The following is a 13,768-nucleotide window of genomic DNA, read 5'->3' as shown; positions in this document are numbered from 1 at the left end:
CGACTGCCTGGCGTGGCCGCCGCTGTCCACCCGATCGGCTGCCACCCCACGAATCTCAAGGCAGGACCAACCCCTGCCGTTGGTGGCGGGCACCCCCGACCGGAGCAGCCCGCCACTCAAGGAAGTAGCGAACCGCGAGTCGTATCAAACCCTAAGGCGTTCTAACTTCGAAGTTAGAACGCCTTAGGGTTTGATACGCTTGCTGAATGGACCCCCGCACCAACCCGTACAACCCAGGGGCCGGACTCCGACCAGTCGCTCTCGCTGGACGAGACCCTGACATTGAGGCGTTCGAGATTCTCGCTGACCGGGCACAGAACGGGAAGTTGGCGCGCAGCATCGTGTTCAGCGGATTGCGGGGTGTGGGAAAGACAGTTCTGCTCGGCGAACTCGCCGGCAGAGCGTTGAGTCGCGGGTGGCTCGTTGTCCAGATCGAAGCGGAACCGACCCGATTTGATAGGTCGTTGGCGACCGGGCTGGCGAACGGGGCCAGGCGAAACCGGGGGTGGATGTCCAAAGCAACGGAGAACGTTGCCAATGCCCTTGGCTCGATCACTTCGTTCCAAGCGACAGTCGGCGCTTCTGGGCTGTCCCTCGGGTTCGACCGTGTTCCGGGCCGGGCCGACACCGGCAATCTTGCGCACGACCTCGTCGACCTCGTTGAGGCGATCGGCCAGGCCGCGAAGGATGACGGCACCGGAGTCTTGTTGGTCATCGACGAGATGCAAGAGCTCACCAAGCAGCAGATGTCTGCTGTGTGTCAGTCGTGCCACAGCGCCGGGCAGATGAATCTGCCGTGGTTCGTCATCGGAGGCGGCCTGCCCAACCTGCCCACCAAATTGGCTGAAGCAGAGTCATACGCCGAGCGATTGTTCGACTACCGACTTGTCGACAAGCTGTCCCCAATTGACGCCAGAATCGCGGTACTGGAACCAGCAACAGCTGAGGGGGTCGAATGGGATCAAGGTGCTGCGCAGTTCGTCTTAGATGAGTCGCGTGGCTACCCATACTTCTTGCAACAGTTTGGCAATACGGTGTGGAACGCGGCTGTCGGCCCCACGCTGATTTCATTCGACGATGCCGTGGTAGGTGTCGCTGACGGGCAGGACAAGCTCGACGAGGGGTTCTATCTCTCGCGGTGGGAGCGCGCCACAAAGAGCGAGCGCAAACTGCTCGAGGCCATGGCTCTCGACGATGGCGCTCCGTCGAAGATTGGTGACGTGGTCAAGCGGATGAAGAAGAGGTCCCAAAGTGACATCGGCCCCGCACGGGCAAACCTCATCAGTAAGGGCATCACCTATTCGCCAGAGCACGGCATGCTGGCGTTCACCGTCCCGGGAATGGCCGACTATGTACGACGCGTCAAGAGCACGTGATTCATCCGTCAAACTGTTCCTGTGGCGTAATACCTCGCCAGCGAAGCCTGCGAGTAGTTTTGCAAGGCCCGTATTACCTACGACTTCAACAGCAGTCTCAGAAGGTTGAGATCGTTCGACAATCGCTCCGGAGTCGCCGCCAGGGCCGCATCCGCCACCGCAGGGTCAACCTCACGCTGCTCTAACGGCGCCCGCTCTGCACAGCATGCGCTCTAGTCGGCGCCACACAGCGTCATCTCGTGCATTCTGGCCAACGGACTCCGACCACTCCCGAAAATCAGCATCTGGCCACGGACGGCGAGTTTGGAGGGTTCGAGTCCCTCCGAGCCCACTGAAACTTGTGACGTCATATTCGCCTCAGCCCTGCCTGCCAACAATAGGATGGCGGAGTCTGTCCGAGCATGGATGTTCCGAGGCCAACACCATCAGTTTTGAGCCACGCAGAGCCGGAACTCCTCCTTTGATGGTCCGCCAACGCGCCCACACTCAAGAAGGCCTACGAACTCCACCCAGTCGATGCGTCTCTACCGTCAGACTATTGTTGCCACTAGCTCCGCCAACAGATCAGAGGTAGTCATCCCAGGAACGGCCACGTTAGTCTGCACCATATATGATAAGTCGTCATCGCACCAAGTCGCAGACGCAGCCTGAAATATTTCTATCTGCGTAGAATCTAGGTCTGTTAAAGTGATTTGCACGCCATCTACCTCAAACTGGCTCGTTGAAAGGTTCGGGTCGGCGCTGACGGCAAGGTCAAGGTCAAAGCATCCTTTAGCCCCTCGGTCGAGCACCGGAATAATGACCAGATTTGTTGTCATGTCTTGAATCTCCTGCGGGAGAGCCAAACAGCCTGCCTCATCATCCACTCGTTCAATCTCGAAACCGTACAGTTCGGAAGCAGCTTCCAAAAACTTCGGGCAGGCTTCTTCCGCTACAACTGTGGCGTCCTCCACCGCCTTCAACTCGTCGAAGTCTAACCCCGATTCAGCTTCCGATGCCCGGGCCGGAGTCGAGTCGGAACTCGGCTTCGCATCATCCACTTGGGTGGCGACAGGACCGCAGGCCACAGCGAACAGCAACGAGATGACAACCATGGGGCCCAAAGCACGCTGGCCCATATCGCCAGACTTCAGGATGTACCTAAATGTCGCCATTCTGGGATGATAGCGGCACATCTGATTTCGAAAAGTAGGCGTCGGCGGCCAGGTCCGGATCCGTCAGGCTGTCTCCACCGGAACGCCGGTATCCGAAGCCGGCCCCGGTGATGACCCCAGGAAGTTCGGGCTCTCCGCATTTCGCCGTGTGTGGTGAAGCCGGTCATTCTGACCGGTCGCGTGCACGGACCCCTGGTACTCACCCTCCTTCCTCACCTCGCGTCGGTCCCCCCTTGACCTCAAACGCCCCACGAACGGCCGGCAGCCAGTTGAACATAGCGATAGTTGATCGGCCCTTCGATCGACACTTTGTCGTCTCCTCAGTCAGCAGTTTGACGGCCATCACCAACGAATTTCGTGGCTCTCACCGACGCGCTGGTGTAGACCCGGCAACCTGGCAGACGGGAACGAGGTCACCGAATGGGTGCATCTCGGACACCGGCAGGACGCCGCAGCGCCGCTCCACCCGGGATTGAGCGCCCAAACCGGCCGAGGTGCCACCATGGGCATTCACGACTTGGGAGCACTGCAACACGATGACCTTGGGTGACTCACACACCATTCAGAACCACGCTGCATTCATCTGGCAGGTCGCCGACCTGCTGCGCGGCGATTACAAGCAGTCCGAGTACGGCAAGGTGATCCTGCCCCTCACCGTGCTGCGCCGCCTCGACTGCGTGCTCGAGCCCACCAAGCAGGCCGTGCTCGACCGGATGGCACAGCTGGCCGGCAAGGTCCACAACCTCGACCCGATCCTCCAGAAGGAGGCCGGCGAGCAGTTCTACAACACCTCCCGGTTCGACTTCGCCACGCTGATCGCCGCCCCCGACGACCTGGCCGACAACCTCAAGCACTACGTCGCCAGCTTCTCCACCTCGGCCCGCGACGTACTCGACAAGTTCGACTTCACCACCCAGATCAACCGGCTGGACCGCTCGGGGCTGCTCTACCTGGTGATGTCCAGGTTCGCCGAGGTGGACCTGCACCCCGACAAGGTGTCCAACATCGAGATGGGCTACCTGTACGAGGAGCTGATCCGGCGCTTCTCCGAGCTGTCCAACGAGACCGCAGGCGAGCACTTCACCCCTCGCGAGGTCATCCGCCTGATGGTCGACCTGCTGTTCATCGAGGACGACGACCAGCTGACCAAGCCGGGCGCCATCAAAACCATCTACGACGGCGCCTGTGGCACCGGCGGCATGTTGTCGGTCGCCGAGGACCGCCTGCGCGAGCTCAACCCCGCCGCCAAGCTCCAGGTGTACGGCCAGGAACTGAACGCCGAGACCTACGCCATCTGCCGCTCCGACATGATGTTGAAGGGCCAGGACGCCACCAACATCGCCTACGGCAACAGCTTCTCCGAGGACGGCCACGCCGGCCTCAAGGTGGACTACTCCATCCAGAACCCGCCCTTCGGTGTGGAGTGGAAGAAGGTGGCCGACGCCGTCAAGGACGAGCACAACCAGCGGGGTCTCGCCGGACGCTTCGGTGCCGGCCTGCCCCGCATCAACGACGGCAGCTTCCTGTTTCTCCAGAACGCCATCTCCAAGATGAAGCCGGTGGCCGACGGTGGGTCGCGGGTGGCGATCGTGTTCAACGGCTCGCCGTTGTTCACCGGTGCGGCCGGATCGGGCGAGTCCGAGATCCGCCGCTGGATCATCGAGAACGACTGGCTGGAGGCCGTGGTCGCACTCCCCGACCAGTTGTTCTACAACACCGGCATCTCCACCTACTTCTGGGTCGTCACCAACCGCAAGGCCCCCGAACGCCGGGGCAAGGTGCAGCTGATCGATGCCCGCCGCTGCTTCGTGAAGATGCGCAAGAGCCTGGGCGAGAAGCGCAAGCAGATCAGCGATAGCCAGATCGCCGACATCGTCCGTGCCTACGGCGAATTCACCGAGGTCGATGGTGACAGCGCCGACGACAGCAACGGCGATCCGAAGCCCAGCGTCAAGGTGTTCCCCAACGAGGCGTTCGGCTTCCTCCGCATCACCGTCGAGCGGCCGCTCCGCCTGCGTTGGGAGGTCACCGACGAAGGCGTCGAAGCACTTCGGGCCGACAAGAAGTTCACCAAACTCACCGAGGACGACCAGAACTCGATCATCGCCGACCTGGGCCACAGCATCCGCTCCCACGAAACTGACGACGAGTTGCGTGACCTGGCCAAGACCGCGCTGAAGCGTTCTGATGTCGACGCCAAGAAGCCGCTGGTGGATGCGATCGTCGGTGCGTTCGCCATCCGCGACCCCGATGCCGAGCCGGTGACCGACAGCAAAGGCAACGTCCAGCCCGACCCCGACCTGCGCGACAACGAGAACGTCCCCCTCCCCGCCAAGCCGGTCACCTACGAGGCCGACGTCGACGGCAGGCTCCAGAGCATCGAGTACCGCAGCGCCATCGACGACTACATGACCGCCGAAGTGCACCCCTACGTGCCCGACGCCTGGGTCGATCACGACAAGACCAAGATCGGCTACGAGATCCCGCTTACCCGGCACTTCTATACCTACACCCCACCCCGCCCGCTGGCCGAGATCGACGCCGAGATCAAGCAGCTGGAGACGGAGATCCAGGACCTCCTCGCCGAGGTGACCGAGTGACGGTTGATACGCCACTTTTACCTGACCAGTGGCCTGCGGCTCCCGCCAAGATGCTCTTTGACCGCGTGCGCCGGGATCCTCGACCGAAGGACGGAACCGTCACTGCGTTCAGAGACGGTCAGGTCACGCTTCGTTCCAATCGTCGGACCGAGGGCTTCACAAACGCGATCCAGGAGCACGGTTACCAAGGTGTCAGGACGGGCGACCTGGTAATCCACAGCATGGACGGATTCGCTGGGGCGATCGGGGTAAGTGATTCAGATGGGAAGGCTTCACCGGTCGTCCATTGCTACCGGCCCAACGACGTTGACGCTCGTTTCTACGCCTACCTGCTGAGGCGGCTTGCTGAGCAGCGGTTCATCACCTCCCTGGCGAAGGGGATCCGGGAGCGGTCGACTGCATTCGACGCAGAATCGTTTGGATCGCTGCGGCTGCCGGTCCCCCCGCTGGCGGAGCAGCGGGCGATTGCCGACTACCTGGACGACGAGACCGCCCGCATCGACGCCCTCATCACCAAGAAGCGCCGCATGATCGAACTCCTCGGCGAGCGAGAGCGAGTTGAGATCGACCTCATCTTTGACTGCTTGTCGCAGGAGTTTGGAACGGGGCCGGTTGCGGGCCTTTGCAGCCTGGTCGTGGATTGCGTGAACAAGACGGCGCCGACCGTCGATGACCAAACTGGATATGGGATGCTCCGAACTTCAAACGTTCGAGATGGTCGCGTTGATGTTGAAGGACTCTTTCAGGTCTCGCCCACCACGTTTCGCAAGTGGACTAGCCGCGGCAGACCCCAACGTGGAGATGTCCTTCTGACCCGGGAGGCGCCGGTGGGCGAGGTTGGAGTTCTCGATACTGACGATCCTCTCTTTCTGGGCCAAAGGCTGATGATGTACCGAGCAGCACCCGACTTAGCTTCACCGGACTTCCTCGCTCATGGGCTCCGCTCGACGAGTGTGCAACAACAGATGGCTCTTCTGGGCTCAGGCTCGCTTCACGAGCACCTCAGAGTTGGAGATTGCTCCAAGTTTCGGGTGCCGCTGGCCCCCCGTGCAGCGCAGGACGACGCCATGAAGCAGGTACGCAAGATTGAGAACCGGGATCGTGCAGCTGGCCAGGCGCTAGAAGGTCAGCTCGTCCTGCTGGCCGAGCGGCGGCAGGCTTTGATCACCGCTGCTGTAACCGGAAAGTTGGAGATCCCAGGGGTGGCGGCGTGAGCAACGTTAACGAAGCAGCGTTCGAGACGTTCATTGCCGACTGGCTACTGGAATCCGGCGGCTACGACGCCGTCAAGGTTGGCAACCCGAAGGATCCACAGCCGGACTTCGACGCAACACGGACGCTGGACACTGCCGAGCTGTTCAAATTCATCGGCAGCACACAGAACAAGGAGTGGGACAAGCTGGTCACGCTCTACGGCGGCGACGTGACCAAGGCCCAGAAGGGCTTCGCCGACCGGCTCACCCAAGCGCTGGACGCTCGCGGAACCGTCGACGTGCTGCGCCACGGCGTGGTCGACCTGGGTCAGACGATCAAGCTGGCGTTCTTTCGGCCGGCATCGGGCCTGTCACCCGAGCTGATCGAGCGGTACGGCAAGAACCGGCTGACCGTCACCCGGCAGCTGCCCTACGAGGCCGGTTCCAACAAGTCGCTGGACCTGTGTCTGTTCGTCAACGGGGTGCCGGTGGCGACAGCCGAGCTGAAGAACGGCCTGACCGGGCAGACGGTGACGCAAGCCATCGAGCAGTACCGAACCGACCGGGACCCGAAGAACACGCTGCTGCGCCGGGCGGTGGTGCACTTCGCTGTCGATACCGAACAGGCGGCCATGACCACCCGCCTGACGGGCAAGACCACGCGGTTCCTTCCCTTCAACCGGGGCCACGAGCTGGGAGCCGGCAACCCGGCCAACCCCACCGGTCACCGCACCGCCTACCTGTGGGAACGGGTGTGGCAACGTGATGCCTGGCTGGACCTGCTGAACCGGTTCGTGCACGTGGAGCCGACGCCGAAGGGCTCCAAGAAGCAGGCGCCGGTCACGATCTTTCCCCGCTTCCACCAGTGGGATGCGGTGCTGGCCATGAGCGCCGCTGCCCGCAGCAACGGCGCCGGTGACGACTACCTGGTGCAGCACTCGGCCGGATCGGGCAAGAGCAACACGATCGCCTGGCTGGCGCACCGGCTGTCGTCGCTGCACAACGACGCCGACGAGAAGGTGTTCGACAAGGTGGTGGTGATCACCGACCGGCGGGTGCTCGACCAGCAGCTGCAGGACACGATCTACCAGTTCGAGCACGTGCATGGTGTGGTGCAGCGGATCGATGAGGACTCCACCCAGCTGGCCGAGGCGCTCACCGGGCAGCAGGCCCGCATCATCATCACGACGCTGCAGAAGTTTCCGTACGTCACCGACAAGATCGACTCGCTGCCCGACCGCACCTATGCCGTGATCGTGGACGAGGCCCACAGCAGCCAAACCGGCGACTCGGCCACCAAGCTGAAACAGGTGCTGGGGTCGGCAGACGGCGCCGCAGCGCCGGACGAGCTGACCGACCCGGCCGAGGATGCACTGGCCGCCGCGGTGGCGGCGCGGGGTAAGCAGCCGAACCTGTCGTTCTTTGCGTTCACCGCCACGCCGAAGGCCCGCACACTGGAGCTGTTCGGCCGCATGGACCAGGGCACCGGACGGCACGTGCCGTTTCACCTGTACTCGATGCGTCAGGCGATCGAGGAGGGGTTCATCCTCGACGTGCTGAAGAGCTACGTCACCTATCAGACCTACTGGAACATCGAGAACACCAAGCCGGACGACCCCGAGTACGACCCGGGCAAGGCCAGGGCGGCGATCGCCAAGTTTGTGGCGCTGCACGAGCACACGCTGGCCCAGAAGGCCGAGGTGATCGTCGAGCACTTCCGGGCCCACGTGGCCCATCACATCGGGGGCATGGCCAAGGCGATGGTGGTGTGCTCGTCGCGGGAGCACGCCGCCCGTTACGTGCTTGCGCTGCGCAAGTACGTCAACGACAAGGGCTACACCGACGTTGGGGTGCTGGTGGCGTTCTCGGGCTCGTTGGACCTGGACGGTGGCACCGAGACCGAGTCATCGATGAACGGCTTCCCCGACAGCCAGACCCCGACCGAGTTCGACACCCGCGAGTGGCAGATCCTGGTGGTGGCCGAGAAGTACCAGACCGGGTTCGACCAGCCGAAGCTGTATGCGATGTACGTCGACAAGCCGCTGAACGGCCTGGCCGCCGTGCAGACGTTGTCGCGCCTCAACCGCACCTACGACCGCGACGGGGTTCGCAAGGACGGCACCTTCGTGCTGGACTTCCGCAACGACGCCGACGACATTCGGGCGTCGTTCGAGCCCTGGTACGGCGAGACGGTGGCGCCGCCCACCGACCCCAACCTGCTGTACGACACCCGCCACGCTCTGGACGAGTTTGGGGTGCTGTGGCCCGAGGAGATCGAGCGGACCGTCGAGCTGCTGATGTCCAAGGGGCCTGCGGTGACCGCCCGGGTGCACGCCGCGCTGGCGCCGGCGATCGACCGGTTCAATCACAACCTCGACGAGGACGAACAGGAGAAGTTCCGAGATGCGCTCAACCGCTTCGTGCGCACCTATGCGTTTCTGTCGCAGGTGGTGGCGTTCACCGACATCAAGCTGGAACGCGACTACCTGTACTGCAAGGCCCTCGCAGCGTTTGTGAAGACCGACGGGTCGGTGGCGGTGCACCCCGACGTGGAGCTGACCCACCTGAAGCTGGAGCAGACCTTTGAGGGGTCGGTCACCCTGGACGGCACCGTGGGCGAGGTGGTGTCCATCTTCGGTGGCACCGGCAAGATGCACGAGCCCGAACCCGAGCCGCTGTCCAACATCATTGCCCTGCTCAACGAGCGCTTCGGCACCAACTGGGACCCGAGGGATCGGGTGTTCTACGACACCGTCGCCGAGAAGCTGGTCGGTCGCAGCGACATCCAACAACAGGCATCGGCCAACAGCCCGGAGAACTTCGGGCTGATCTTGGAGAAGGAGTTCCAGTCGGGCGTTCTCGACCAGCTGGGCACCTCCGAGGACATGGCGCTGACCTACATCGACAACCCCGACCTCCAAGCCGAGGTGTTGAAGGCCTACCTGCCCTTCATCCAGGGCAAGGCCAAGGTGGCCCACCAGGAACACTGCGACGTGGTCGAACTGCTCGGCCCCGACCGTGAGTCAACGACCTTGGAGTTCAAGGCCACCCTGCGTACCCACGCTGACTCAGGCGAGACGTTCAAGCCACTCGAGAGCGCCACGCTGAAGACGATCGCTGCGTTTATGAACGGGCGGGAAGGCGGCACCCTGCTGATCGGCGTGGCCGATGACGGCACCATCCACGGGCTCGACAGCGACTACGCCAGCCGGTCCAAGCAGGACCAGGACCCGCGAGACTGGTTCCAGCAGCACCTGTCCAACATCATCTCCACCTCGATGGGCGACGCCGCAGCCACCAACCTGCGGGCACAGATTCACCACGTCGACGGCCACGACATCTGCCGTGTGCAGGTGGACCCCTCCGGGTTCCCCGTCGACGCCACCGTGATCAAACAGAAGCCCGACGGCCCCAAAGAGAAGCTCACCGAGTTCTACGTGCGCCGCCTGAACGGCACCGTTGCCCTCGACATCGTCGAGAAGCAGAAGTACATCGCCCAACGCTGGCCCGCCACCCCCGACACACCCTGACCGATCAGCGGTTGAACTCCTTGTCCCACAGCATTGCGACGCCCTGCTCGGCCCAAAAATAGCCTTGTCGTTGGTAGTTGACGCGATATGATGCACCGTGATGCGAACGACCGTCGATCTCGATCCTGAGCTTCATGCCGAAGCCCAGGCCGAAGCTCGTCGTTGCCGCGTGTCGCTGAGTTCGCTCGTCAACGAGGCACTTCGCAAATCGCTCCGGCCCATGCCGCCCGTTGAGCGCGACGCCCTGACCGGCCTGGGCGTGGTCCAACTTGGCTACCCCGTGAGTTCCGATGACGTAGCGGATGCCCTCGACAACTGACGCGCTGCTCGTCGACGCCAACGTGTTGATCGCCGCCACCATCGTCGATCACGAACGCCATGAGCGGGCGCGAAAGTGGCTCGGGACAGCCGCCGATTCGCCACCTGCCCGTGGACCTAGGGTTCACTGGTCCGGTACCTGGTGCGAGTCGCGAGTGCTGAGCACGCACTCGACGCGCTGAGACTGCTGAATCAGAACGAGCGCCACGAGTTCTGGCCGGATCAACTTCCCTACAGCAACGACGTGCTTCTGGGCGTGGTCGGACATCGCCAGGTGACCGACGCGTACCTCGCTGCTCTTGCCGCCAGCCGAGGCACGAAAGTCGCCACCTTCAACCGCGGCCTGACGATCCTGCGAGATCAGCACACGTTTCTGCTTCCGTGACTGCCACCACAACGCCCTGGCTGCGTTCGTGAAGGTCGACGGGTCGGTGGCGGTCGACCCCGAGGTGGAGTTGACCCGCCTGAAGCTGCAAAAGAGCTTCGAGGGCTCGGTCACCCTGGACGGCACCGAGGGCGAGGTAATAGGAATTCGGCCCGTGTGCTCGGCCTCAGCTTCATGGAGTGGATCAATCGGTGTTCAGTATCGGACTGTCGTGCGCCAGTTGGTAGGGACCACTTTGGGGGGTTTGCGCCACCTGGTATGGACCACCTTTGCGCCAGCTGAAAGGGACCACTTGGTGGGGGGTCTTCCGGGGTCGGTGTCCTAGACGCTGAACTGCCGTCGTTGCGTCTACGACCCGAAAGGCGGCGCTCAGTGGCATACCGGGAGGTTGCGGTGTTTGAAGTGCGCGAGGTGTTGAGGTTGTGGCTGGCTTTGCTGGCGTTCCGGAGGATCGCAGAGATGGTGCGGTGCGACCGGAAAACGGTGACGAAGATCGTGCGGATCGCGGAGGCCCACGGGCTGGTTCGCACCGACAGTCCGGACAGGTTGACCGACGATTTTGTGGGTGGGGTGTTTACTGAGATGGCCCCGAAGGTTCCGGATCGTCACGGTGAAGCGTGGAACGAGCTGGTTGGCCACGGGGAGAAGTTGGAGGACTGGCACAACGATGACGTGCCAGCGAAGAAGATGGTCGAGTTGCTGGGCCGCCAGGGTGTGGTTGTCCCGGAGCGGACGTTGAACCGCTATCTGGCAGCAGAGTTCGGGACACCAGAGCGGTCGACGGTCCCCGTTGTTGACGGTGAGCCGGGGGTGGAGTTGCAGGTCGACTTCGGTGAGCTCGGGAAGATGTTCGACGAGGAGACCGGCAAACGGAGGCGAGTGTGGGCGTTGGTGTTCACCGCTGGGGTGTCGCGCCACACGTTTGTGTGGCTGTCGTTCAACCAGAACCTTGGGACGGTGATCGACGGATGCGAGGCGGCATGGCAGTTCTTCGGCGGGGTGTTCAAGGTGCTGGTCCCCGACAACATGGCGACGGTGGTGACGAAGGCCGACGCGTTGGATCCGGTGTTGAACGTGGCGTTCGTCGAATACGCCCAGTCGCGGGGGTTCCTGATCGACCCGGCCCGTGTGCGGGCGCCGCAGGATAAAGGGCGTGTGGAACGGGCTGTCCAGTTCGTGCAGACGTCGTTTTGGGCGGGTGAGGACTTCGGCTGTTTGGTCGAGGCGCAGACCGCAGCAGAGCTGTGGTGTGCCTCCCGGGCAGGGCTCCGGACCCATGGGTCGACCCAGGCGCAGCCGGCGGTGGTGTTCGCCGAGGTCGAAGCACCGGTGCTGTTGCCGGCACCGACGGAGCGTTACGACGTGCCGCTCTACAAGACCGCCAAGGTCCACCGGGACCATCACATCCAGGTCGCCAAATCGTTGTACTCGGTGCCGGGCGATCTGATCGGCACGACCGTCGACGTGCGCGCTGACAAGGCGCTGGTGAAGATCTTCTCGGGCGGCCAGTTGGTGAAGGTCCACCCCCGCCAGAAACCCGGGGCAAGGGTCACCGACCCCGCCGACCTGCCGTCGGAGATCACCGACTACGCAATGCGCGACATCGACTCCCAGATCCGCCGGGCCTACACCCACGGCGAACACGTCGGGGTGTTCGCCGAGGTGATCCTGGACGGACCGCTGCCCTGGACGAGGATGCGTCACGTCTACAAGCTGCTGCGCACCTGTGACCGTTACGGCGCTGATCGGGTCAACGCTGCGTGTGAGCGGGCTGTTGACGCCGGGGCGACGTCGGTGACCACCGTCGTCGGGATGGTCGAACGGGCCCTCGAAGCTGACCAGGCGGCAGCCGAACCGCCACCGGACAACGTGATTGTCGGCAGGTTTGCCCGCGACGCCTCCCACTTCGCCACCGGACGGAAGGTGACACGATGAGCACCACCCTCAAGCCTTCGGTGACCCCCGAGCTGACCGCGACGCTACGCCGTTTGAAACTCGGTCAACTCGTTGACACGCTCCCCGAACGTCTCGCGTTGGCGAAGACCTCGAAGATGTCCCACGCCGAGTTCCTGCAACTGTTGTTGGCCGACGAGGTCTCCCGACGCGACACCACCTCCGCTGCCCGGAAAGCCAAAGCAGCAGGCCTCGACGAACGCATGCGCCTCGAACACTGGGACGCCACCGCGAACGTCACCTACAACCAGGCCGTCCTCGACGAACTCGCCAGCCTCCGGTTCGTCGACGCCGGCCAGAACGCGTTGATCATCGGACCGGTCGGTGTCGGCAAAACGTTCCTCGCCGTCGCGCTCGGGCATGTCGCGATCCGTCGGGGCCGGTCGGTCCACTTCGAACGGTCCGACCAGCTGTTCAAACGGCTCCGGATCGCCCGGCTCGACAACACCCTCGACGTCGAGCTCCGCAAACTCCTCCGGGTCGACCTGCTGATCATTGACGACTACGCCCTCACCGCCTCCGACGCTGCGGCGACCAGCGACTTCTACGACCTCATCGTCGAACGACACCGGCGGGCATCGACGGTCATCACCTCGAACCGTGACCCGTCCGAATGGTTGGCGTTGCTCGCCGATCAGCTTCTCGCCCAGTCGGCGATCGACCGGTTCTCCTCCGCCGCGTTCGAGCTGGTCATCGACGGGGAGTCCTACCGGGACCGCCAGAAACCACAGCTGTCACCGCCCGCCGACTGACAACGCCCCAACCTGCCCAGCCCTACCGATGATGCCTGTCAGCACATGCTGACAGGCATCATCGCGTCACCCTAAGGTGACAGCTCGATGGACCGCACCGAACGATTCCGCACCGACGCACTCGCAGCCACCATCCACGCCACTACCGCCAAGAAGGCCGCCCAACACACCCTCGACACAGCGGTCGCCCGGGCACTCCACTGGGGCGCCAGCTGGGCCGACATCGGCGAAGCTCTCGGCATAACCAGACAAGCCGCCCACCGCCACTACCGGCATCATCGTTGGGACCCCGACACCCAAACCGTCTGGACCGAACCGCCCCTCCCGCTCGGACGCAACTGACCCTCTCCAGACGCGGGCAGCACCGCCGTCCAGACCGGTCACAACCCCAGGTTCTTGACGCCAACTGCGCCACCCGCCATCATCACCCCGCCGACCTCAACGACCCCTCACAAGTGGTCCCATGCAGCTGGCGCAGCCCCGGTCCCTTTCAACTGGCGCATGACA

The 13,768-nt window shown here is 63.4% G+C and carries 10 protein-coding genes; 7 read left to right on the top strand and 3 right to left on the bottom strand.

The window, feature by feature from the left end; genetic code table 11:
- The first annotated feature begins 206 nt into the window (after nt 1-206).
- Nucleotides 207-1,376, top strand: coding sequence for an ATP-binding protein (locus PKD89_RS16500; protein ID WP_289012263.1), 1,170 nt, complete (start codon nt 207-209; stop codon nt 1,374-1,376).
- 530 nt (nt 1,377-1,906) lie between these two features.
- Here the strand turns inward: PKD89_RS16500 and PKD89_RS16495 are convergent.
- On the bottom strand, nt 1,907-2,530 hold the full coding sequence (locus PKD89_RS16495) for a hypothetical protein (RefSeq protein WP_289012264.1): 624 nt from the start codon (nt 2,528-2,530) through the stop codon (nt 1,907-1,909).
- A 536-nt stretch (nt 2,531-3,066) separates the two neighbouring features.
- Here PKD89_RS16495 and PKD89_RS16490 point away from each other — a divergent pair.
- From PKD89_RS16490 to PKD89_RS16480, 3 genes are read left to right on the top strand one after another with little or no spacing between them, the layout of a single operon-like run.
- Nucleotides 3,067-5,130, top strand: a complete 2,064-nt coding sequence (locus tag PKD89_RS16490; RefSeq protein ID WP_289012266.1) for a type I restriction-modification system subunit M — start codon at nt 3,067-3,069, stop codon at nt 5,128-5,130.
- Nucleotides 5,127-6,344: a restriction endonuclease subunit S gene (locus tag PKD89_RS16485; protein ID WP_289012267.1), complete on the top strand. Its 1,218-nt coding sequence runs from the start codon at nt 5,127-5,129 to the stop codon at nt 6,342-6,344. The genes PKD89_RS16490 and PKD89_RS16485 overlap by 4 nt, the downstream gene beginning before the upstream one ends.
- On the top strand, nt 6,341-9,853 hold the full coding sequence (locus PKD89_RS16480) for a type I restriction endonuclease (RefSeq protein ID WP_289012268.1): 3,513 nt from the start codon (nt 6,341-6,343) through the stop codon (nt 9,851-9,853). The genes PKD89_RS16485 and PKD89_RS16480 overlap by 4 nt, the downstream gene beginning before the upstream one ends.
- 4 nt (nt 9,854-9,857) lie before the next feature.
- Here PKD89_RS16480 and PKD89_RS16475 read toward each other — a convergent pair whose 3' ends face one another.
- Both PKD89_RS16475 and PKD89_RS16470 read right to left on the bottom strand, forming a co-directional pair.
- Complete coding sequence (locus tag PKD89_RS16475; protein WP_289012269.1) at nt 9,858-10,214, bottom strand: hypothetical protein; 357 nt, start codon at nt 10,212-10,214, stop codon at nt 9,858-9,860.
- An 81-nt stretch (nt 10,215-10,295) separates the two neighbouring features.
- Nucleotides 10,296-10,670 (bottom strand): hypothetical protein, encoded by a 375-nt coding sequence (locus PKD89_RS16470; RefSeq protein WP_289012270.1) that lies wholly within the window; start codon nt 10,668-10,670, stop codon nt 10,296-10,298.
- A 279-nt stretch (nt 10,671-10,949) separates the two neighbouring features.
- Between PKD89_RS16470 and istA the strand changes: the two genes are divergently transcribed.
- From istA to PKD89_RS16455, 3 genes are all read left to right on the top strand, one after another.
- Nucleotides 10,950-12,491: an IS21 family transposase gene (istA, locus tag PKD89_RS16465; RefSeq protein WP_324332555.1), complete on the top strand. Its 1,542-nt coding sequence runs from the start codon at nt 10,950-10,952 to the stop codon at nt 12,489-12,491.
- Nucleotides 12,488-13,261, top strand: coding sequence for an IS21-like element helper ATPase IstB (istB, locus tag PKD89_RS16460; protein ID WP_324332553.1), 774 nt, complete (start codon nt 12,488-12,490; stop codon nt 13,259-13,261). Before istA ends, istB begins: the two co-directional genes overlap by 4 nt.
- Before the next feature lie 87 nt (nt 13,262-13,348).
- The gene (locus tag PKD89_RS16455) at nt 13,349-13,603 is read left to right on the top strand and encodes a hypothetical protein (protein WP_287392977.1); all 255 of its coding nucleotides are present in this window, start codon (nt 13,349-13,351) and stop codon (nt 13,601-13,603) included.
- Nucleotides 13,604-13,768 lie beyond the last annotated feature (165 nt).

Origin of the sequence: Candidatus Neomicrothrix sp., from assembly GCF_035329545.1 — a bacterium.
GTDB classification, from domain to species: domain Bacteria; phylum Actinomycetota; class Acidimicrobiia; order Acidimicrobiales; family Microtrichaceae; genus Microthrix; species Microthrix subdominans.
This window is presented reverse-complemented; position numbering and strand designations above follow the sequence as displayed.

Excerpts from the sequence above, each read along its gene's own strand:
- PKD89_RS16500 (WP_289012263.1), top strand. The coding sequence starts at position 207 with ATGGACCCCCGCACCAACCCGTACAACCCAGGGGCCGGACTCCGACCA.
- PKD89_RS16495 (WP_289012264.1), bottom strand. The coding sequence starts at position 2,530 with ATGGCGACATTTAGGTACATCCTGAAGTCTGGCGATATGGGCCAGCGT.
- PKD89_RS16490 (WP_289012266.1), top strand. The coding sequence starts at position 3,067 with ATGACCTTGGGTGACTCACACACCATTCAGAACCACGCTGCATTCATC.
- PKD89_RS16455 (WP_287392977.1), top strand. The coding sequence starts at position 13,349 with ATGGACCGCACCGAACGATTCCGCACCGACGCACTCGCAGCCACCATC.
- istB (WP_324332553.1), top strand. The coding sequence starts at position 12,488 with ATGAGCACCACCCTCAAGCCTTCGGTGACCCCCGAGCTGACCGCGACG.
- PKD89_RS16475 (WP_289012269.1), bottom strand. The coding sequence starts at position 10,214 with ATGGTGGCGGCGATCAACACGTTGGCGTCGACGAGCAGCGCGTCAGTT.